The sequence below is a fragment of the Mycolicibacterium setense genome (assembly GCF_000805385.1).
In the GTDB taxonomy this organism is placed as follows: Bacteria; Actinomycetota; Actinomycetes; order Mycobacteriales; family Mycobacteriaceae; genus Mycobacterium; species Mycobacterium setense.
Genome location: NZ_JTJW01000005.1, coordinates 151423 through 174546, shown reverse-complemented (window position 1 = coordinate 174546; position 23124 = coordinate 151423). Strand labels below are relative to the sequence as shown.

12 protein-coding genes are annotated in these 23124 nt (G+C 61.0%); 6 read left to right on the top strand and 6 right to left on the bottom strand.

Annotation, left to right across the window (positions count from 1 at the left end):
* Window positions 1-190 precede the first annotated feature (190 nt).
* Both QQ25_RS07040 and QQ25_RS07035 read right to left on the bottom strand, forming a co-directional pair.
* The gene (locus QQ25_RS07040) at window positions 191-592 is read right to left on the bottom strand and encodes a hypothetical protein (RefSeq protein WP_052235692.1); all 402 of its coding nucleotides are present in this window, start codon (window positions 590-592) and stop codon (window positions 191-193) included.
* A 134-nt stretch (window positions 593-726) separates the two neighbouring features.
* Entirely contained in the window at window positions 727-1119 is a 393-nt protein-coding gene (locus tag QQ25_RS07035) for a hypothetical protein (RefSeq protein ID WP_039378576.1), read from the bottom strand.
* A gap of 313 nt (window positions 1120-1432) precedes the next feature.
* Here QQ25_RS07035 and QQ25_RS07030 point away from each other — a divergent pair, with 313 nt between their 5' ends.
* The 6 genes from QQ25_RS07030 to QQ25_RS07005 all read left to right on the top strand — a co-directional run bounded on the left by QQ25_RS07030 (window position 1433) and on the right by QQ25_RS07005 (window position 7196).
* Entirely contained in the window at window positions 1433-1957 is a 525-nt protein-coding gene (locus QQ25_RS07030) for a hypothetical protein (protein ID WP_131546118.1), read from the top strand.
* Window positions 1923-2336, top strand: coding sequence for a type II toxin-antitoxin system RelB family anti-toxin (locus tag QQ25_RS07025; RefSeq protein WP_082017449.1), 414 nt, complete (start codon window positions 1923-1925; stop codon window positions 2334-2336). The genes QQ25_RS07030 and QQ25_RS07025 overlap by 35 nt, the downstream gene beginning before the upstream one ends.
* Window positions 2329-3327 (top strand): hypothetical protein, encoded by a 999-nt coding sequence (locus QQ25_RS07020; RefSeq protein ID WP_039378042.1) that lies wholly within the window; start codon window positions 2329-2331, stop codon window positions 3325-3327. Before QQ25_RS07025 ends, QQ25_RS07020 begins: the two co-directional genes overlap by 8 nt.
* A 671-nt stretch (window positions 3328-3998) precedes the next feature.
* Entirely contained in the window at window positions 3999-4457 is a 459-nt protein-coding gene (locus QQ25_RS30815; protein ID WP_131546116.1) for a hypothetical protein, read from the top strand.
* A gap of 42 nt (window positions 4458-4499) precedes the next feature.
* Complete coding sequence (locus QQ25_RS07010; RefSeq protein ID WP_039378040.1) at window positions 4500-6272, top strand: DEAD/DEAH box helicase; 1773 nt, start codon at window positions 4500-4502, stop codon at window positions 6270-6272.
* Between the two features lie 48 nt (window positions 6273-6320).
* The gene (locus tag QQ25_RS07005; protein WP_039378038.1) at window positions 6321-7196 is read left to right on the top strand and encodes a hypothetical protein; all 876 of its coding nucleotides are present in this window, start codon (window positions 6321-6323) and stop codon (window positions 7194-7196) included.
* On the opposite strand, the gene QQ25_RS07000 is transcribed toward QQ25_RS07005, so the two are convergent.
* The 4 genes from QQ25_RS07000 to QQ25_RS06985 are packed head-to-tail and all read right to left on the bottom strand — an operon-like array spanning window position 7183 to window position 23103.
* Window positions 7183-9351: a UvrD-helicase domain-containing protein gene (locus tag QQ25_RS07000; RefSeq protein WP_039378037.1), complete on the bottom strand. Its 2169-nt coding sequence runs from the start codon at window positions 9349-9351 to the stop codon at window positions 7183-7185. The genes QQ25_RS07005 and QQ25_RS07000 overlap by 14 nt on opposite strands.
* Window positions 9351-15602 carry a DEAD/DEAH box helicase gene (locus QQ25_RS06995; protein ID WP_052235691.1) on the bottom strand — a complete coding sequence of 2084 codons (6252 nt, stop codon included), beginning with the start codon at window positions 15600-15602 and terminating at the stop codon, window positions 9351-9353. The genes QQ25_RS07000 and QQ25_RS06995 overlap by 1 nt, the downstream gene beginning before the upstream one ends.
* Window positions 15599-20308 (bottom strand): Eco57I restriction-modification methylase domain-containing protein, encoded by a 4710-nt coding sequence (locus QQ25_RS06990; protein WP_039378036.1) that lies wholly within the window; start codon window positions 20306-20308, stop codon window positions 15599-15601. Before QQ25_RS06990 ends, QQ25_RS06995 begins: the two co-directional genes overlap by 4 nt.
* Window positions 20309-20310: 2 nt before the next feature.
* Window positions 20311-23103, bottom strand: a complete 2793-nt coding sequence (locus QQ25_RS06985; protein ID WP_039378035.1) for a DEAD/DEAH box helicase — start codon at window positions 23101-23103, stop codon at window positions 20311-20313.
* Between the last annotated feature and the right edge of the window lie 21 nt (window positions 23104-23124).

Genomic DNA, 23124 nt, shown 5'->3' with positions numbered 1-23124 from the left:
TTACGAGGAGCCCAAAGCTGGGAGGGCTACACCCGGCAGTGGCGCGATGCAGGGTGTCGACGCCTGCCCATTTCGGGATCCTGCCCGACGACACGATTTCCTCGACGAGTGGACGCAGCACCGTGTTCAGTTCGGTCGGGCCGGCACCGAGCCGCCTGTAGCCGTTGTAATTGCGCCCAATCGAGCAGGGTTACCGGGTCAAAGATCCGTCCCGCAACGCTTCGCTGAAGCTACTGGTATCCAACGGGGTGTATCCGTTTTGGTCGGCCCACGATGCCTCCTCTTGTCTAATGCTTGACCGTTGCTGCGGCTGGTGGTCGGGCTCAGGCCTGACGGCCGAGTGCACAGGCCGCGCGCGCTCCGAGGAGCTTGTCCGCGGGATGTCGATCCAGTTATCCAGCGTGAGACAACGTCCCGGCCGCAGAATCCGGGCCAGGTCCTCAGCCGATACGGACGGCACCTCGAGTGCGACGTCGCGCGCCTCGTCGATATCGATGTTCTCGTGGACCCAGACCCCGGGATCACCTTCCTGACGGTGATGGTCCTCGGTGACGATCCAGTTGACCAGATATATCCGGCGGTCCGGGATCAACGTCCAGACTTTCTTTCTGTCGATCGGTACCCTCGCCCCAGGGCCGGTTATCGCGAGCCATTGCAGGCTGTCATCGTCAATCCGGTTGAGCCGCCAGTGCCCCCAGCCCCGGTTCAACGTCCTGGCCGTCTACTTCATGAGTGCGCAATCCGTTCGAGCACAGTCGGACGGTTCTGCAAAACCACCACATCAGGAAACTTGGCGAGCAGCGCGCAGACAATGGCCGAACGCTTAACGTTCAAGTCGTTCAGCAATTCGATCTGGCTCAGACTTCCGTTCTTGCACAGTTGATCCCACGCCACGACCAACATCCACGCCGGCACCCGTTGCGGACCTGATCGGCGCGCCCTCGACCGTTCCGTCTCCACCCACACGCCGGTACGGTCGAACGACGAAATCCAGTTGGGACGCTTGATACTGAGCGTCTCGATCACGTCAATGCCCACGACCACGAGGGCAATGCGCTCCAACAGCTTGTTGTCGAGCTCGGACGCATAGGTGCGCCCGTCCCGAGATTCATGGGTCATTCTTTCCTTACCTTCCACCCTCGTTCCACCGCCTGGGCTCAGGCAGCCGATCAAAATGACAGAGGCCACCGACAATCTTCCGATTCGGCGGTGCGCGGGTCGGGGCGGTCGCGCAATGGCGCGCGGCGCACACTGCGGTTCAAAGGCAACGCACGCCGTCCACTTGGGGAACCTCCGAGCACATGTCAGGAGCAAATGGCATCATCCGACTATCCGCTCCGTTGACGGATGCCTCGCACGCACTTCGATCACATCTGCGACCTGGCGAGCTTGCGTTTGCGGTTTAGTGTTTACTAAAGTGAAGAAGAGGTACATGGACAGGCGGGCAATCGTGAGGGGACAGATGCAGCAGGTCGACTGCGCAGTCCGCTCGGACGGACGTTCACCTGCCGGGCAGTTCTTGGACGCCCTACAGAAAGGAGCCTGGGACCGTCCCGAGACGTCCGAGCCCGCGGACGAGCAGATCGACGATTACCACTGGTTTCTCAATGCGATTAGGCACTGGGCGAATACGGGTGAGCCGGTCTATCGCCACGCGGCCAAAGCGCTCCAGGACGGCGTGTGGGAGTTCCGCCACAGCGACAAGCGCCTCACGTTTTTCGACACCGACGGCAGCGGCGGTTACACCCCGAAGCTACCGATCCAGCACCACGCCGACGCCGAGGCACCCGACAGCGACTTCTGGCAGATCCCCTACTTCGACCGCTTGATCCGATTGGGACACGCATTCACGAAGGTCAGCCAGAAGACCCCACCGCACGACCTTGCGGAAGCCCAGAAAGTCAGAGAGGAGGACCTCAACCATGACCGATCAACCCGATCCGACGTTGATCGATGAGGAACAGGCCACGGACGCCGGAGCTCAGGGGTTGGCCGCTGCTGATCTGGCGGGCCAAACCATGCGACTTCTACAGCAGGCCCTCGATGCCTCCGCACTGGACCAGAAGGCACTCGCCGAGAAGCTTGGCGTCACGCAAGGCCGCGTGTCGCAGGTTCTCAATGGTGACGGCAACATGAAGATCGCGGCGGTCGCTCGCTACCTCTGCGCGCTCGGCTACGAAGTGCGACTCTCGGCGAAACCATTGACCCCTGGCCTACCCGCTCTGCCCCGCGAGTCAAGCCGCCGCCCGGCGCGCCCGCCGCAACCGGCGGCCACCGAGAAGCGTTACGTTGCCCGCCTGCAGAAGCGTTCGCGAGTAAGGGCCAGCAATGGCTGACGAAATCGAAACGACAGCACAACTTGTCGAGTTCGCGGAACTTCGGCAGGTCGTCATTCATGAACTCACCGGCAACCGCGATACATCGGCCGGCATTCCCGCCCCGGGCCTGCCGCCAGAAGAGCTACACGCGCCCGACTCCACCGACGACGATGCTGCTGTGAGTTTCTGCACACGCCTGGAGGGCGACGAACTTGGTGTGCGATGCCGAATCGAAACATGCAATGTCTATGGGCATTTCGTGGTCGATGGTGAGGCCATCTTCTTCCTGCCGGCGCCGGTTTCGCGCGTCAAGCCGGAGATCGTCCTGGAGTTCACCGAGCAAGTCGGTGCACTGGCTGTGTTTCCGTACGTCAGATCCGCGGTAGCGTCGCTCGCAGCCCAGATGTCGGTACCGGCCTCGCCGCTGCCGTTGCTTCACGCCGGCGACGTGACGCTCACACAGGACGCCGAACTCGTCACCGAGCAGGAACCCCCAGAGCTCTTCATGCACGGCACCGTGACGAGGACCACCGACGATGGACAGGAGGAGCTCGCTGAGTTCTTCGTCGACGGCGAAACGGGTGCGATCACGCGATTCGGCGCAGAGGGACAAACGCCCGACCTCGATGAATTTCTCAACGCCATTGCCGAACTTCCGCCGCCCGAGGAAATCACAGCGGCATGGATGGTGCGCCAGCACGGAGAGGCGGCGATCCGCCAATCCATAGAGGCCTTGCGGGCAGCAGACGGGGACGCCGCCACCGACGCCGCCCTGGCCGAAATCGACGAAGCAGTAGCACATATCGCGGCGGAAGATGCCTTCACGGCGCTGAACGAGGCGGTCGACATTCTCAGTGTTTCGATCGAAACGTCACGAAAGACGGTGGACGACAGTGATGACACCGGGCGCGACGGCAGCGAGGCTCCGATAACACTGCTGGAGGCCGCCGATTACGTACGCGACAGCTGGGAGCGCGTGCGGGTCGCAACAACGTCTGTGGAGAACTAGGGAACCCATGAACACATCAGATCAGTCGTCAGCCTCTCTCATCGCGGCATTGTCGGAGGCACGGATACCGGCAGAGAATCACGCGTTCATCCGCGCGATCACCACTGCCGCCCGCATCACCGGGTATCGCGTCGTTCACCACGTTGGCAAGTCGTATGTCGTGGCCACAAGATGCGACGGCGGTCGCGATCTACACATCGAGTACGGGGCTACGAACGGATTCAGTTCCGAAGACGAGGCCATCCGAATCGCACCCGATGCGGTGGGCCAGGGACCCAGTTCTACTCGGAAGGGAACGTGGTACGTCTTGCATCCGGTCAACCAGGCTCGTGTAGGCGGTGAGCGTTCCCGGGACGTCCGACGTAAGGCAGCCTTGTGCGACTGCGGGATGGAGCTTTCGCTGACCGGAGTATGCGGCAGTTGCGATTAGCGCGACCTAATCAGCCGAAGAGAGTTGCACGTCTATGATCGCCATGTCGGTCGGTCGTGCCGTAAAACACGGCCAAACCTCTTCACGCAGTCATGGGCATAGTTCCTTCATACGCGACAGCGGGTGACATGTCGTCAGAGCGCGTCGCCAGAACCACCGCATAATTTGAGGTCCGAGGCACGCCGGTGACGGGACTGCCGAAATCAATCCAGACGGCGGCAGCAAATCTTATAGTCGCGACATGGAACCACCGTTCTATTTTGTCCGAGACGGTACGTCTCGTGTCGCGCACCACTGGGACTACCTGCGTAATCGAAGTGCGACGGCACTGTGTGGCCATGATTACGGCGGCAGAATCCAGTGGGAAGGCGATGCCCGGCCGGCGAAAGTCTGTCGCAGCTGCCAAGATGTCCTGCCTCAGTTCGAGGCGAAGTGGTGGCGGAATGCAGCACGGCGCATGGAGATTGACCGAGACAGGCTGCAGGAACGCAGCGCGCAAATAGAAAGCGAGCTCGTACAGCTCAGGCGCCAGATCAATCAGCTCACTTATCAACTGGAACTTTCCAAAGAAACCATCGACTTGCACAAGCAGAAGATCGAGAACCAGCGAAAGACGTTGCACCACCTCCAGACGGCACGAGCAGCGCAGAGGACCAACACACATAGCTCCGCACCGAACAAGCCTCAAAAGCCCAAGTAGCTCGCCAATCCGCAGCTGATTGCGCCAACAGCGAAGGAGACTATGAACGAAATCATGTACCCGGGCGACGTGGGTCGCAGTGATCAGATCCGCATGATCAGATTCTTGGAGCGCACACTGACCCCCGCCCAAACTCGAGCTGCAATCGCGCGATTCTCCAGCGACAGCCGAGGACGGTCCATCGAATGGATCGTTGCCGCAGCCGAGCAGGAGTCCGCTCCGCGAAAGACCCTCAAGTTGCCGGACGCCAGCCTGGCCAAGCTGCTGGTCGAACTCGCCGGTTCCGACTTACTTGCCGATCGCGAGCTACGTCGAATCATCGCAAGCCGCTGCGACGCGCGCACATTGACAAGGCTGCATGACTACCAATCGAGTACTCGCGGCCGTGGCGGCGATCGATCAAAGGCCAATGCCATCGCACAACGCAAGTGGCACCCTGGGAAATCGTGGGCAACGCACTTCGTACGCACAATTCGAATGCCGTTGCCATTTGCGGGCTGGAAAGGTGAGGCATCGCTGCCCGATACGCTCGACGTAGAGCCGTGTGTCAAGTTGCCGCCATTGGCTGATTTTCAGCACGAGCTCTTCGAACAGCTCCAGATGGTGCTGGACGGCCGAGAGGACGAAAACCGAGCGATACTGACACTCCCCACAGGTGCCGGTAAAACACGTACTGCGGTAGAAGCTCTGCTGACGTGGAGACAATCACGACCAGACCGACCCATTATCCTCTGGATCGCGCAGAGCGAAGAGCTCTGCGAGCAGGCGGTACAGGCCATCCGAGAGGTCTGGTTCGATCTGGGGCACGGCAAGCCGTCATTTCGCGAAACGCTGACGGTCGGCCGCCTGTGGGGAGCAAGGAACGCAGTGCCGTGGGAGTGTGGCGCCGTTGTTGCAAGTATCCAGAAGTTGCAGGCCGCGGCGCGCGGCGATGGAAGTGATCTGACGTCAGAGGGCCTCCAAGTCCTTGGCGAGAAGGCGGGCGTGGTGGTGATCGATGAGGCTCACCGCGCGCTCGCGCCGAGCTACACAGCTGTGCTCACGGCGCTCGGCTTCAATTTCCGCGAAAAGAGCGCTGCCACCGCGTTGGTCGGGCTGACCGCGACCCCACGCCGAACCAGCGAAGAGGAAACACGCCGGCTTCGCCGCCGCTTCCATAACCGCATCCTCAACGCAGCAAGTTTGGGCGAGGATCCCATACAAAGTTTGAGGAGCCAAAGCGTGTTGGCGAGGATCAAGGTCGAAAGCCTCGACTACGATGCAGATCGAATTGAACTGGGCTCCAACAGAACTCATGCCCAATTCTACGAGGATTTCGAGGACATCCATCCCGACGTTCTTCGCCGGCTAGGCGAAGAACACATCAGAAACAGGCGGCTCATCGAGCGATTACTCGCCCTCGATCCGAAATGGCCCGTGCTGGTGTTTGCCTGCTCGGTGCAGCATGCCCAGGCAATGACCAGTCTTCTGCAAAGATCCGGCCGGTCAGCGGCATGTGTGCTCGGTACCACCAGACCTGCAACACGACGCGCGACGATCGAACGATTCCGCGACGGTTCCCTCTCCGTTCTCTGCAACTACGGAGTCCTGACCACAGGATTTGATGCGCCCAGCGTGCGATGCGTCATCGTGGCGCGTCCCACCGCGAGCCCGATCCTGTACGAGCAGATGATCGGCCGGGGAATGCGAGGACCGGCCTTCGGCGGAACGAAGGAATGTCTCATCATCGATGTCGACGACAACATCCAATGGCGGAATCAACCCGCCACCATCCAGTACGAGGCACTCGAACTCGAGATGCGCCACGCTCATTGACAGCCCGCTGACAACTCGACGCACCCAGTTGGATCCGAAGGAGCGCATGTGCCGCTTGTGCTAACCCAGAATGAGAAGAGCGCCGCTGCAATCACATATGACGACAGACTGGGCACGAGCTACGAATTCCCGAGGCGGTATCAGAAGTTCGTCCAGCCCGGCGAGTCCTTCGTCTATTACCGAGGCAAACGGTCTGCGACTGGCAGTATTCAGGTCCCTCACTACTTCGGAACAGGAGTGGTCGGCGCAGTGACACCGACGGACGACGGTAGGCTGCGATGCGCGATCACCAACTACCGGCCATTTGCTGCCACAGTGCCTCTCAAGCAAGACGACCGCTACATGGAGCCGGGCGCCGACGGACGATTGCCGAAGGAAGTCGGACTCCATTTTCGGACGGGTGTACGCACGATCGACCAGAAGGCATTCGACGCCATCGTCGCAGTCGGACTTGGCCGAAAAGCGACCAAGAAGGCGGCGTCCAAGCGAATGGTGAAGAAGACGGTCTCCCAGTCGGCAAAGACCGCCAAAGACGAGGTCCACGACTTGGCGGTCAAGCTCGCAACATCAGAGGCCAAGGCGCAGTGGCCCTCGGCGAAGATCTTCCTTGCGCCCACCGGCCAGTACTTCTCACTTATCGTCCGGCATCCGAATGGTGAAACCCATCATGTTGCAGTCAAATCCACTGTGGACGACGAGCCTCGCATACGCCTGTCAGACGGAGAAATCGCATACGCCGAGGCCCGCGCGGCCGCATATTCTCTTTGGGTCTTCTACGGAGTCGACTTGGAGGCCCGCACGAGCAAGTTGATCAAGCGAAAGGGTCGGATCACAGACGACGACATCGATCTCCGTGCAGCCGTCCAAGGCGGCAGACTGAAGAATGTAAAGTCCGCCAAGACGGTTGGTCCTATTCCCGGTTGAGTAGCGGGGACAACTCCCCCGTCCAGAACAGCGCCAGCCTCTCCCGCGCCCGTGTACCGGCGACGTACAACACCCGAAGCAGCTTCTTCTTCTCCTGCTCGCGTTCATCGCCTTGCTTCTGCTGAACGTAATAGGGCGGGAACGATTTCGAGCCAAGGCTTGCAATCGCGACCGCGCGGTACTCAAGACCTTTCGCTCGGTGCATCGTCATGACACGAACGACGTCACCGAGCTTCTCCTCCTTGGTGCTCTCGTTCACGACCTCCGCTCCGACGCCGGCGGCTTCGAGCGACTCGCTGATCTCGCGGACCTCGTTCCTTTCGTAGACGAAGACTGCGATGTCCGACTTCGCATAGCCGTCTGCCACCCACTGCTCGATCTTTGCAACCAGACCCTTGTCCTCTTCGGGCTTACTCATGAAGCCGAGCGACTCGGGCTCTGGACCGGTGAACACCGACCGCGCACCGGCGAGGGTGTCCGAAGACGTGTCGAGATCGTCGGCGTCAGCGTCGGCCATCTGCAAGGACCATCGGAGGATTTCGCGGCTGGTCCGATAGTTGACTGTCAGCCGGCGCGCGCGCCCGCGTGTCTCGATACCGAATCTCGACAATGGTGCCGGCTTACCGTAGATCCTCTGGTGTGCGTCGCCGACGATGAAGAGGTCGTCAGTCCCAGCTGGGACCAACGCACGCAACAACTTCCAGTGCGCCGGATGCAGGTCTTGGGCTTCATCGATCACGGCATGGCGGTAGCCGAACTGGTCTCGCAGTGAGGAATCTGCCTCCAATGACGTCGCTGCACGCGAGGCCAGCTCTTTGAAAGTTGTCAATCCTTGTGCACGCATGAGCAGCTGGAACTGTTGGATTGCGAGCCACACGTCACCGCGTTGCGGACGGGTCAACCGTTGCGATCGACCGCTGCGTGCGACACGGAGATACTCGGCCTCGTCGACGATCCCGTTACCGAGAATCACTTCCGACCATTCGTCATTGAGGAAGCCCGGATCCCAGTTGCCTTTCGACGACTGTGCCGCTGTGCGCCAGAGCTGTTCCAGCTGATACTCGGGAGTGACCTTTGACGAGTTCACGAACTTCCGCCCGTTGTCGGTCGCCGCGACGACCGTACGAGCCAATGCATCCAGATTGACGACGTGAACTCGGTCGGTGATCGACGGACCGGCCAATTGGATCAGCTGGCTTTCTATCGTCTGGGCGAGATTGCGAGTGAAGGTGGTGAACAGCACCTTCATCTTCGGATCGGCTCCGCTCGAATCCAACTGCCTGGCGAGGAAGCGTGCCCGGTGGATCGCCGTGACAGTCTTGCCGGTGCCCGCGCCGCCCGTCACCCGGAACGGGCCATTCCATCCACTGTGGGTTGCGAGCTTGCGCTGCAGCGGATGCAACCATACCCGCCACTTCGCGAAGTCTCCTTCCAGGACAGCCCGCAACTCCTCCTCGTTGTCACCGTCGACGGCAGTAAAGCTCAAGCGGGACAGCGGCCTCTTGAGCGCGGTCTCGATATCATTCGGATCGATCGGACCAGGTTCGTCGATGACGAGGTCGTTCCAAACATCTTGTGGGTCCTTTCCGAACGCCAGGTCGAGCACGGCGTTGCCCTGCGAAGCCGGAAGCGCTTCGATGACCTTCTGCAGCGCATCCTCGGTCGAGACCTGCTTGAGCTCTACGGCTACCTCAGGCGCCACACCGAACCGTTCGAGATCAGCCTGGCTGACAGTGGACGGCATGACGGGCTCGGAACCAGCACTTGCCGGCGGTTCGGCACGTGCGTGGTCCAGCGCTTCGCCGAGTGCGATCGGGTCGAAAAGCTCAGCAGCACCGGTCTTCTGGTTGACTTGGAGCGTCAACGTCTCGGCGAACTTGTACGCGGCGTCGTGCTTCTTCACCGCGACCAGCCAAAGTGTGCTGTTGTCGTCGTCGGCGCCCGCGTTGACCAGGACGGCGCGGTAATGGTCGTTCACCCGCGCCGTTCGCACATGCTTGCTGGCGGCGCCCTTCGGGTGCTTGAAGTCCAGGCCGGTCCCATTCGGGTCCTGCTGCAACTTCACCATGAACGACAGGACGCGACCCTTCACGCTCCCATCGAGGTCGTTGTACGAGTTCTCGAACAGATCGTGCATGAGGACGGTGGTCTTCATCAGTTACCTCCAACGTGCTCGGACAACAGGTCCGCCAACGATCCGGGTTCGCCCGCAAGGCCCGCATTGACCACTTTCCAATTCGCGGCAGCCAACCACGCTTCACGATCGGGATGGTCGTCGACCACGACTGCGACTTTCGCGGCAGGCCATGCCAATTCCACCTGCCACACCGACTCGTCGGGGCCGACCTCGGCGCCCGGCTCCGGAACCACCACGTCACGTTGCGCCAATTCGGCCACGAGGTCCGCGAGGCTCGCATCTGTGTACTGGAGAACTTCCTGCCACTCACCCGTCGGAGCGAAACCTACGTCGATACTGCCGGCGCCCACGACACTGAGCGGAACGTGAACGCCGGCGAAGGCGTCGGCGGACTTCCGAGTCCAGACCTCGGCCATCCGGAGCGGCATCGACTCGCCGTGTCGTGGGACGGTCAGGAATTGCAAGAGGTTCGACCATCGAAGCCAATCGTGCCATCGGGCGGAGTGCTTCGGGCTGCCAACTTCGGCGTCGCTGTCGTCCAGGACGGCCAGGACGCCCGTAGTCGGTTCGAAGTTCGCGGGGTCAGCGCAGATGTACAGCGGTAGACCCTCTCGCCCGGTTCTCGGGACGACAAGGATCGTGCCCTTCGGATCCGACGCAGGCAGTGCGCCGGCCAGACAAGTTCGCAGTGCATCGGCGAGGCCTGCTGCGTGTGTCTGGACCGCCGGCTCGGCGCCGTGCTTACCCGGCGGATTGACCAGACCCATGACAGTCGCGAACGCTCCTCGCGGCCACACGTCTGCCTGCGGGTCGGACAGGTACTCGATCAGCATGTCGATCGGGTTCTGCCACAGCGTTTTCAATCGGACGTCCTGAACGGCAGCGCTCGCAGTGTTCTGAACCTGCTGGTGAACCAAGTCAGGGACCGCGGCTTTCATCTTGTTGGATTCGAAGGCCTGAACGTCGTCCCAGGTGATGGACCACACCCGCTTACCGTCCCTTCGCAGCGCATCGCGCTTCACCGCATCGTCCGCGGTGCGATTGTTCTCTGGACTGGCGTGGAACTTGCGCCCATCCAGGTAGATGGCAACGTCGAGGTCCTGTGCATCACTGCGGGTCAGCAAGAAGTCGGGTTCGGTCCATACCGACGCCTTCACCTGCACCAGCGGTCTCATCCGCCAACGCCGAACGTCGCCCTCGGACCCCACCAGCCGCAGATCCAGCTCTTCACCCGTGGACCCATTCGCTGTCTCGACGGAGCATCCCGGCCTGCTGGCGACGTGGGTCTTCAGCACCTCTCGAAACTGCATCTCGAGTTCACTGAGTTGAACCGGGGCGATGTCGATGCCGGTGACCGTCGCGATCTCCTCGACGTCCCACTCATCCAGGAAGTCGTCGAGCAGCTTCAACGCCGATTCGCGAGACGCATGCGGCATCTCCCGTGCGGACAAGACACCATAGAGGCAGCGGTGACACGCGGCGGTTTCCTCAGTGCGGCAAGGGCATTCGCGCAATGCAGTACGGGCCAGCTCGAGGATCGCCTTCATGCGGCCTGGTTCTCCGAACCGGTCGAGATAACCGGTGCCTCCGGGCACCGTGTCGTGTAGCACCAGGAATCGTCGAACGGATGAGCCGTCACCCATGCTCGACGCGAGAACATTGAGATGTTGCGGGTCTCCACCGAAGTCCCGCCGCAGCCCCAACAGCAAAGCGCCTTTAAACGACGCCTGCGTCGTCTCGTAATGGAGCATCGATACCGGCAACAACAGTCGAACGGCTTGCGTGCGGAGTTCGTGGGACAGCAGGAGGTTCTCCCACTGCTCGGGTGTACCTCGTCGGGTGGAACAAAAGCCGCGGTGTCGGACCTCTTCGGTCTCGGTGACCCGCCGCGCGACGACGCCACAGTGTGCACAGGTATTGAACCCGGCGGCCCCGAGGGTCTCCCCTGCGATGTCGACCTGGTTGCCGAGCGCGTCACCGAGGCCGAGGTTGAGTGTTCGGATGTTGGCAGATCGGGCGTACTCGGCGCCGAAGACCCGATCCTTGAGCCGCCAAGCTTTGGTGATATCGCTCGGAGCGATGTCGACTCCGCTGACGGTGCCGAAGAAGGTGCGGGTGCGGTCTTCAGCCTCGTCGTCGATCAACGCGTCATCCAGGCGGTGGACTGCAGACACCTTTTGTAGCGCAAGCACTTTGTGGATTGCGCCGGAATCGGCGACCGCCGGGTTGTGGCATCTGGGGCAGGAAGGCAGGTTCGCCTCCACGTCGGTGCTACCCCAGCCGCATGACGGGCACAACCTGGTCCGCCGCCACAGCGGTTGCGTGGCAGGCCCGACGTCGACCGCGTCGATCTCGACGCGCTTCCCGCCCGCATAGAAGAAGGCGCCGGGCGCGAGTTCGGTGAGCGCGATGCTGCTGCTGCGTTGGTAGGACAGATCGAGTGCCTGCGGTTCCGATGACTTGCCTTCGTTGGCGATCCACCAGAGGTGGACGTCGAGAGTGGTCGAGTCGTCGAGCAGGTTGTAGTTGGGCAACAACCCGACACCGCTGAGCCCCGTCAGCGTCTCTTGCTTTCCGCGTTCATACAGCTGGTCGGCCAGGGCCTTGGATTCGCCGGCACACCGTTTGCGATCCTCGACCTGCTTGTCATCCAGGTGGCCGTGCCTGTCCAGGTCGGCGATGACCTTTGCGAGTTGACCGAGCCGGCTGCGTATTTCGTCGCCTTCGGTCTGCCATTTGAGCGCAGCACGCGCGGCATCGTCGCGCAGGCCCGCGCGGGCGTAGGTGCGCAAGTTCTCCCGCGCATCCGTGCCGAGTTGTATGCCGAACAGGTCGAGGAATTTCGCTGCCAAGTTGTCAGCATCCCCGGTCACCGCATCGACGAACGAACGCAACCAATTGCCGCCATCCATTCCGCGGTCGAGCGCCGCGTCAAGCTTGGCGGGCATCGGCTGCGCGATAGCGATCTCTCCGGCGGCCAGCCGGTCAAGGCAGAACGCAAAGTATTGGCGGTGCAGCAGTTCGGTCGCGTTCAAGTAGGCGCCCGGAGGCAAGACTTCGCCTGCGATCAAATGTGTTGGTTGCGCGAAGTAGTAGAGGTCTCGTGGGCTGCTCGACACCGCGGCGAGGATGAACGCGTTGCCCGTGCTTCGGCCCGCGCGGCCGATCCGTTGCAGGTAGTTGGCGGTGGAGCGAGGGAGCGACGCGAGCGCCACCGTGCTCAGATCGCCAATGTCGATGCCCAACTCCAGCGTGGGCGTACAAGCAAGAATGTTCGGATCGACGGGTGAGCGACTCGACTTGAAGCGGGCCTCCAACTCTTCACGCTCTTCCCGGTCGAGCAGCCCAGTGTGCTCCTGGCTCACGATGCGACGGATGCGGTGGCTTTGGTACATCGTCCGGTAAAAGTTGACGGGTTCGATGTCGACGCGTTCGAGGTGCCCGGTGCAACGCATCCTCGGACAGACCCCGCCCTGCCACAGCTGCGCACGGGAGGCGGCGGCTGGCTGGAGGTGATGGCATGTCGGACACTGCAGTCGGACGATGCTCACCGGGTCGAGGATGATCTTGTCGGCGGTCAAACCGTAGATCTTGGAGCCCTTTTCGCCGGTCCGTTGCTCAAGGGGGCCATCTTCGCCGGCCAATAGATTGACGACGTCGGACAGCAATGCTCTCGCCTCGGCGTTGTCCACCTTGAGGCATCGCTTGGTCCAGTCGGTCAGCCATGATTCGCCGCGCGGATTCAACGATTGGAAGTCCGACTTGCCTGCGGCTCCCGTCGTGTAGAACGACGGCGCCGGGCGTCCCCAGGGAAACTTGGGCATGCCTTCAGCGCTGCCACCCCAGATCGACCAGCGTTTGCCTTCTGCGTGGACGTAGCTCGTCAACCACGGATGATGAACTCCGCCGTTGACGCGGAGATGATCCACGAGGCCGTAAATCCATGTGGGATAGGCGATCACGTCGAGTGCCGAGTCCAGGCTCAGCTGCGGCATGATTTGGTGGGCTTCACGAGTTCTCTGCGCGACGACGTCCAGGTTGACATCGACGTCGACGGCCAAAGCGCCGGTCAGTTCGAGTGTGCGGCCGATTCGAGAGTTCAGGCCGACTTCGAGTTGGGCTTGAAACGCGATACGACTGTTGAGAACATCCTGCAAGTGACCGTCGTAGTCATGGGCCAGCCACTCGCCGTCGAGGCCCAGCCGTCGGATGAAGTCGGGTGGCGTGATCGGGTAGATGTCGTCGATGGGCGTGTCTGCGAGCAGCCGTCGTGCGGTATCCGATAACGACGTGCGTTCTGCCCCAGTGGCACCGAGCAGCTTGGAGCGGAAGTTGAACTGAAACGCCCTTCCTTCGATGAAGGAAGCTCGGTGGGCGGCGTCCTGGACGGAATCGGTGAAGACAAGAGTCTTCTTCTCGGAGTCGGCCAGGAGCGTCGACCCGAATTCGCTTGTCAGACCGACGCTTACCAACGTGGCGAGGCTAGAACCCATGAAGCGGATCGCATTTCGGGCACCGCACGATGGACAGACCTGGTCGGCCGCCTGCTCGTCATCGGGCGTGACGTGGACGGGAAGAGCGGCATCGTCGCCGGCCGGAACCAACTCGAGAGTCTCGGTGTTCAAGTACTTGACGTTCGCCTCGTCAGAGCTGGCAAGCAGGAGCACTCTGGACTTCGACCGTGCCGCAGACCGGGCACTGTTGCGCCACACGGCGACTGCTTCGCCGGCCAGTGACTCCCCAAGCTCGGTCGTATTCGCCACCCAGCCAGAACGTCCACACACTCTGCAATGCGCGGCAGGTAGGTAACTACTGAGGTCAGCGGGGCCGTCGTGCCACCACGCGAACTCCGGGGCCGACCCAACCTTTCGGATCATGCGTGTCAGTTCTCGCACCCACAACTGAACCTGGACGCTGATCAGCGGACGCAAATTACCTTGGCCGTCATCAACTCTCGCGACGGAGAGGAGCGCAAGGAACTTCAGAAGCGCCAACTGAACTTCTTCTGGCCGAGTCGAATTGTGCACACCCCACGGAAGAACTCCGTCTTGAGCGATCCGGACGACGGCCTCTGTCGGCGTGAGCGGTCGATCCTTCAGGGCGTCGATGACCACGCGGGTGAGGAAGTGTGTTCGAAGGATCTCGCCGATCGCTACCGGGTCTCGATAGTCGATGACGACGTCCGAGTCGGAGTCTGCGTGCGGTTCGAGGACAGCTCGCGCCAGTGGCTCCCATGACCCCGCCACGGAGGCGTCGGGGATTGCCGAAGCGAGAATGCTGTCGACCGAGGGAATCTCCAGTTCGTAGTCAACCTCGGGCACGACCTCACTGGCCGACAGCGCCGTCTCCACAACCAACGAGTGACGATCGAACACGCACCCAAAAATCGTCTCGGCGAACTGGCGAAGCTCTTCGGACCGAGTCCCTCCGCCGAGCGTTGCCGAAGTCGCGACTGGAGTGATGCGGCCGAGCGGGCGGCCGGCTTCGGCTACCCGCAGGCGAGCACCAAGCCGGCGGATGAGCATTGCGACATCGGTGCCCTGCGCACCGTCATAGGTGTGGAACTCGTCGAGCACGAGATACTGCATCGTGGCAGTCGCGTTGTCCCACAATGGGTTATCGCCTTGTCGAAGAAGCAGGAGGTCGAGCATTTTGTAGTTCGTGAGCAAGATGTCTGGCGGGTTCTGGCGCAGCGTCTCCCTATGATCTACCAGCTGGTGTCTGTTGGCGATCTTGCGCCTGCCCTCGCCGCCGATGTACACACCCGCGGTGACACCGCTCAGCGTGGGGTCGTCGTGCAGGTACGCGGCGAGCCGGCGCGCCTGGTCCGTCACGAGCGCGTTCATCGGATAGAGAATGATCGCCTTGATGCCGCGCTCGCCGCGTGTCGATGCTCGCCGGGCGTGGTCAAGGAGCGGGACGAGGAAGGACTCCGTCTTACCGGACCCGGTCCCGGTTGTGACAATCGTCGGTTGTGCGGCCTTTCCGAATGTCGACAGCCTGCCAAATGCTTCCGCTTGATGCTGAAATGGCCTGAATCCGTGGGGCATCCACTCCAAAGACGAATTCCAGTTCGCGTCAACAGGCTTGTAAGGTGTCCGCACCATCAAGTACGGCCCGCGAAACACTCCGGATTCGGGGTCACGAAGAAACTCCCCGAGTGCACCGCGTGCCACTTCGTCCGCCAGCGCGAAGGTCGTCGATAGGTACTCAACGATCGAGTCACGAGTCTCCCCTTCGAGTAGAGACGGGAAAGTTGGATCGCTCACTTCACCGCAAGCCTCTGCTCGAACTCGGCGTAGGCAGCACGCATCTCTGATTCTCGGTCCGGTTTGTAAAACCAAGGCTCATCGTGAAATTCGTCGGCAGGGAAGGGCGTATATCGGTCGAGTAGGTCTGCGCAAGCTGCGCCACTAAAATACGCTTGTAGCAGCTTGAAATCGTCCTTCTCCTGACGAACTCCGTATACCTGATGATCTTTGGCGATCCTCCGGCCTTTCGAATCAAAGTACATTTCGTACTCGTACTTTCGAAGAACGGGAAACTGTCCGCCAAATATCAAAGCTAAGTGGTCAGCTTTGAGCCCAAGCATGATCGCCGCCAATGCGTCCATTTCCACCAAAGCAGCCCGCCGCTCAAAGTCGGTTCTAAGGGGAGTAAATTTGTTCCATTCTTTCGTAGTTACGCCCAGGGGACCGGCCAGGGAAGCAAACGACGAAGTCCATCCATCCGACTCGAAATCGACATCAAAAAAACATTCCCACAGCGCACTGTAATCGCGCGTAAGACAATTCAATCGTAGCGTACGAAGCATTAGATACCGTCGGGCAGGATGGTCGACGGGCGAGGGAAAACGCCCGATCAACTCAGATGAGAGATTTGCCTTCCCACTGACTTTTACCAAGTAGTCAAATGGGAGGGAACTCCATAAACCAGCACTGATGATGGTGGCCTGCAGACCGTCGGACGCATCGCCCATTACGATCTGCTGGCGTTGATCACGGTCCGAACGAACGGCCGCCGAAAGAACACCGTGGATGTGAGCTGCGCCCGGCGGCACAAGGGCCGCATGAAGCGAACGCTCCAAGCCAGGCTGAGTCATGCCGCGCCACGCAACCCGCCAATAATCTGTAGCGCGGTTATCGCCCCAGAGTGGAATGGCAGCTTCGTAGGTTTCGAGATCACACGCGCGTTGATAGTTAGTCCGCGGTGTCACAAACTCGGGCAGCTGTTCGAGATCCCAAGTCGTATAGTCGAACTTGCTCTTGCATCCCTCATTCGGTTGCCGTGCGTACGGTGTCGCAACGGTGAAGTGGGGACCCTGCAATATTACGTCATCCCATGAAGCAGGCAGGCTGGTCGACCATTCTATATATCCGTCCTGCCTAGCACCCTTTTCATGCCAAAGCGACGACCAGTCGAACCCCAGATCGTCAAGGCGAACCGTTTGACCAGAGAGCAGCGACAGCCCATCAATCTGCTCGCTTGTGAGCGGCCGGAGCAGACGGGCACTCAGCGCGGGAGTGCCCGGTGGGTCAAATAGCGTGCACCAACCAGCTAAAACGTTCGCGTCGATAACGGTAATACGAGACTTATGGGGCCGAATATCGCGACCACCCCAAGGGTACTGAATTCCAGGAGTTTCACCGGTCCCATTGTGATCGAACGATCCATCAATAGTAGCGGGGTCACAAAGTGAAACCATTTGTAGAAATTGAGGAGTACGGGCGCTTGCATAGATGTGTATTCCGAATGTTGCCATTCCGCCAACACCTTCGAACAAACCTAGTTCATTGAAGAACTGGAAATGCCGCCGAAGGCGTGAATAAGTCTCCGCGCGGAGAGCGCCCGCACTGGGGTCGGAGAAATGGCTCTCGGGGTGAAGCAAGCCGATCACGCCACCACTTCGAGAACTGACCCAGACGCGCTCCATGAAATTTGTGTACAGGTTCGTTTGAATTCCGGCTAGAATTGCGTGCTCTTCTGCGGAACCCAGATGCGCAGCTGTACCAGCCCATGCGACGAGGTCACCTAGGTAACGTTCCCGTCGAATACCCTCAGCTAGCACCGCACGCCGCCGCAGATTGAAGGTCTTCTCGGAGATCTTGTCCTCGAGCAAGAAGTACGGATCATATTCGGCGAGAGCGATGTCATCCTTCCAGGTAGGTCTCACCCAGGGGGGATTGCCCACCTGCAAATCGAACCCACCCCGCGCAAAAACGTGCGCAAAGTCCAGATCCCAGTGAAAGAAGCCCTGGCTGTCTGCGATCGTCCTCGCAGCACCAAGCCACGGATGCTCGGAGACCAATCGCCACACGGCTCGCATTCCTGAGAACTGGCGTTCGAGGTCGTCCAACTTTGACAGCTGATCGAAGCTCTCGATGGTTTCGTGAAACATCGCCTGATCCCCCGTGGCTCTTTTGACCCCGGCAGCTCCAAGAAGGTGCTCCAGCGTCGAGATCCATTCATCGAGCCCTGGAGGCGCGGGGAAACTATCGCCGTTCGTTCTCGGACCGTCCAGCGGCCAAAACCAAAACGCGCACCATGCATCCATCGCGAGCCGTAGTCTCATGTACGGCCCCTCCGGGTCGAGTAGCTCAGACTCAACAGCCTCGCGCGTGACTGCCGCAGTATCGCGAGGGACATCCGCGTCGCCCCAAATGGCGATCTGTCGAGAAACTTCTCGTTCGCTGATATCCAACCGACGAAGAGTGAGTTCCCACAGTCTCTCAACCCGACTCGAGAGTGCCCTCAGCCGTTCGAGTTGCTTCATACTGGGCTTCCTGAGAATCTCCGACCGCCACTTTTTCAAGGCTGCGGCCTGTTCGGGGGCCAAATCCTTCGCCTGTTTCGCATTAACAACGGCGCCCCAACCCTCCGCTGGTAGCAGGAAGTGGTGGATTTCCCCGTCGCGGATGGCGCCCCCAGATAGGTGCCGCGCGGTCGGGGGAGTTTTTAGCCAGCTCTTCTTCGCGCGGCCCAGCGACGTGAAGTCGTACGTCGCCCGCCGCGCCCCGATGAGAGAATTCCCTCGCCGAAGGTGCAGACCGAACCACGGCGCTTGCAGGCCGCGGTGCATCACATTGAGCCAGAGGCTGACCTCTGCAAGCTCGACGGCGGTTGAGTTGAGATCAACCCCATACGCACGATGCAAAGCGATGTAAGCCTTGACCTTCTGCAGTTCAGTCGCGTACGCCTCGGGGTCGATCCGTTGACCCACCTCGTCCTGTCGGCGATTGAGGTATTCCACCGCGAGTTGGTTGATCGCTTCGTTGAGGAACGCTCCACTGCCGAGTGCCGGCTCACAGATGCGATATTCGAGAATATCCTTGGCCTTGGTGTCATCGGTGATCAGTTCTGCCAACGCGTGTTTCACTACAGTCTTGGTGAGAACTTCAGGCGTGTAGTAAGACGCGCTGCGTTGACGATCTCTCCCGCTGAGCCGGAAGACGAAGCTGCCCTTGGCATGCCGGACAATATCCTTGCGTCCGGTCAGTCGATCCTCGCGCCACACAAGGTCTTTCTCGTCGTAGTCACCGGACTTGATGGACGGCACCAACCAGGATCCCTTGTCGGCGTTGCCGTCCTTTGCGACTTCGACCATGTCATCCTCGGCGATGAGACCCGAGTACGACATCAATCCTTCGTAGACGGCGCCGAGTTGGTTGATGCCGAGCTGTGCGTACGAAATATAGCCGCGTTGCTTGTTCTTGTTCTTCGACGGCTTCGACAGCAGCAGGAGTGTCAGGACCTCTTGCAGCACCCTGTTACTCAGCCGCGCCTCATCAATCAGCGGTGTGCGCTTCTTGTCGAACAGGTCGGATCGCATAGCTTCGAACACGAGCCCATCGCCATCCGCGGAATCGGCGTTGTGCCCGTCGTTCACAAGCCTGAAGAGCAGGTTCAGTGAATCGTGCAGGTGGTATCCGTCCGCGGACGAGCCGGTGAGTGGAACTTGGATGATCTCGCGAAGCCGATCGAGGCCGTAGCCCGAGCCGTACTCCGGTGCTCCAACCGGAAGGATGCCGAGTTCAGGTCTGGCTTCGGCGAAGAGCAAGAAGAGGATTCGGTAGAGGAACCGCAACGATTGTGTGGTCAAGTCGCGAGGTAGTTCTGGGATGCCTTCTACGGGCAGGCCGCTCAATCGTCGCTGAGCGAGGACCTCGTTCGCAATTTTCTCGATGGAGATGCGCAGGCCCTCGCGGAGATCCTCACTGACGCCGACCGCGTGTTTCTCGGAGTCCTCGGTGAAGGTGTCGAGCGTCGTCTTGCCATCATCGTTGGGCAGCAGGACGTCCGCGGACCAAAGGCCGGCATGGAACGCCAGCTCTCCGGTGGCCTTTTCGTCTCTCCGGTCAAGTGCGGTTGCGACGTCGAAGGCGAGGTACCGCCCTTCTGACCATCGTGCAGCGTCGGTGACCAGGACGGCCGCGCCTGCAACGACAAGCAGGTATCGCGGCGGGTCGTCGCTGACGAACAGCTGAGTGATCGCCTTGGGCACGGACGCCAATGTCTCCGTCTTCTCGCTCGTGATGGCGAGGGTGACCGGCGTCAGTAGTTTCGCATCGTCACCGAGCATTGCATCGACGGAATCGACTGGCACTGCCTGTAGAACGTGAAGCGCGTCCGTGGACGTCGGGCTGGAAAATCGTCCCAATAACGGGACGTTGATCGGCGTCTCGGCCTGGCTGGTTTCGAGGACGGTTGGTTGCGTATCGAAACCGACTGCGCGCAGCAGTGTCTGGTGTGCTTGAGTGACGAAAGCGTGGAAGTCCTGGTGTGTCGACTCGGGCAGCGACGCGAGCTCTGTCAGGTACGCACCGTTGAGCGCCGCCAGTCCGCGAACCGGCGTCTTTTTGCCCTTCGCCGCAAGGTCCTTCCACGTCGCCGCCAGTTCCTTCAGCTTCGACGGGAATACCTCAGCCAGCCAATGCTCGGAGAGATAGTCGTTGACGTTTGCGATCGAATCGAACATGCTCACGCACCCACTCTTGGAACGATGACGGCCACAACGCGTACAAAGGGGTCGCCTGCTGCGGCCTGGGAGTCGATCAGCGCCAGCGACTGGTCTGATGTCTCCGCGATGATCAGCTTCGATCCCGATCGTCGCTTGGGATCCTCGACGATGCTCAGTGCTGCTTGCTCCCATGTCTTGAGGCTCTGGCGGTAACTGTCGATTCGCCGTAGCAGGTCAGCCTCGATGTCATCGCGCTTGTCGCGAAGGTGCTCCGTGGCGGAATCGACAGCTTCGGCAACGTGGTACTGCGCGTCGGCAAAGTCGCCAGGGTTCAGGCCCGGGTTCGTGGCGCCCTCGGTGATTCCTGCCGCGTCGAGCGCCTCGTCGAAGTCACCGACCTCAGGGTTGTCCGGTAGTCCGCGGATCGCGCCCCAGTGGGCGATCGCCGGCCTTCCCAGTTCATTCGCCCAGACGGCCTGGGTCAGATACACGGGCGAGTCGACATCGCCGCTGAGGACTGGAATCGCGTTGCGCCCGAAGCGTGCCACGGCTCGTTCGGCAGCCCAGTCGAGTACGGGGTGGATGGGTGCCAGGTAGTGAACGTCAGGCCAGGCGGTGTCGTCGAGCGCCTGTGCCCGCTCGAGTCGGGACTGTGCGTACTTCGTGCTACCCGTCAGCCTCAGGCGCTTGTCGATGCCTTGCTCCGCGATGTAATCGGATGGGAGGTCTCTGAAGCGTGTGATCAGGTCGACCGGCGGCGCGAAGGCGATCAGGTCCGTGTCGGCGTCGCGATGAACGTCGAGTTTCTGCTCACCGATCTCGTTCGCGACGTCCGCCAGTTCGTCGATGAGGAAGTTGTCATCGTCGTCGAACAGCGAGTGTTCGTCGACGGTTTCCGGCGTGCTGTCCGTTTCGTGCTGACCGCCCACCGCCATCAGCGCGGCGAACGGGTTGATGGCCTCTGGACTCGGGGCGGGCACGACATCATCCAGGTCCCGGCCTTCGCGGATGGCCTTCATCACCTCGCGCTCTTCGATCTCCGCGTCATGAAGGTCGAGCAGGACGCCTGCGTCGCCGAGGGCACGATTGGCCTCGTATTCCTTCTTGAGCAGTTTCGTGACGACCTTCAGGTCACTGGTGACGTCATCACCACCCGCAAGTGCGAGCGCGCTGATCTCCGGTGCGTGCAGTTGTCCGTACCGGTCGATGCGGCCATTGCGTTGCTGAATCCGGATGAACGACCACGGGAGGTCGTAATGGACGAGTTGATGGCACTCGTGATGAAGGTTGAGACCCTCGGAGGCCATGTCGGATGCAAGGAGGACTCGGATGTCCGAGGACGCTTGGCCGAAGCCATTGACGACGTCTTGGACAGTGTCGTCTGGCAGCGTCGCGTAGAGCGTGCGAACAGCGGCTGCCGGCAAGTTCAACCTTTTGGGGAGCTCTTGCTGGAGCCACGTCAGGGTGTCGATGCGCTCGGAGAAGACCACCACTCGCGTCTTCGATCTCTTGGCGATGCCGATGTCCTTGAGATGCTCGACCAGGCGAGTGAGCTTCGATGGTGTGCTGGTGTCCGCTTTCTCAGCGAGTTCGTCGAGCCGTTGGAGAGCCTTGACCTCGGGTGCCGATGACTCACCGACCGTGTTGATTCGCCGCTCAATACTGGAACGCAGCGCTTTTGGTGATGAGAGAAACGCCTTGAACAGCGTCCACGGGAATAGCTGCCTGCCCTGCCCTGTCACCACCGACGCACCTTCCGGATGCAACCAGGTGGTCTCGAGCTCACGGAGGACATCAGCCTCTGCCGGCGTCGGGACGACTTCGATGACCCGCGGTTGAAGGCGCTCCTTCCACTTGTGGGCGACGTCGATCTTCACGTCCGGTGAGTTGCGGTGACGACGGACATAGAGGTGCTCGATGTCTTTCGCCGAATAGTCCTTTCGGTCGACGATGGCCGTCGGGTCGAGGAGGTGCACCAATTCTGCGAAAGACTCGGGCTCGCCGTTGTGCGGTGTGGCGCTGGCGAGGATGAGTGCGTCCGTCTGTGCGGCAAGGAGTTTGGCGAGTTCGTTGTTCTGGGTGCCGCGGTTGATCAGGTTGTGACACTCATCGATGACGACGGCGTCCCACTTCTGACTCTTCAGATGGTGCTTGTACCGAGCAGGGTTCTTCAAGGTGTCGATCGACACGATGACCCGTTTGTAGTAGCTGAACGGATTTCGTGAACTCGGCAGCGTCTGGCGGACCTTCTGGATACCGCTGGAGTCCAGGCGGATCAGCGGGATTGCGAACCGTGTCCACAGTTCGCGCTGAAACTGCTCTAGTACGGCGCGGGGCGTGACGACGAGGATGCGCTCACCGCGGCCGCGGCGGATCAGCTCAGATAGAAGGATCCCGATCTCGAGCGTCTTGCCGAGGCCGACCGCATCGCCGATCAGGATACGCGGCCTGAGATTCCGCAGAGCCTGGGCTGCCGGCCGCAACTGGTAGTCCATGCGGTCGAGCAAGCCACGGTGACCGACGGTGATCCGTGTTTCGCACGCGGATATCGGGCTGCCGCGCCGGACCGATTCCAGCCAAAGGCGCGAACTGCGGAATCCTGCCGAGTCGTCGGCGACGAGCTTGCCCTCTCGTGGGTCCAGCCGGTCGATCTTGTCGAGCGAGCCGAAGAACACAGCATCCTGGTCACGGACGAGAGAGCTGACGCCTGTCACCTCGACGCGTACGCCGTCAAGCTCCGTGTTGCGGACCGTGCGGACGAGCCACTCCTCATCGCGGACGACGATGCGCTCGCCTGCGGCTACTTCAGACATTCTTCAACGCTCCCGATCGCA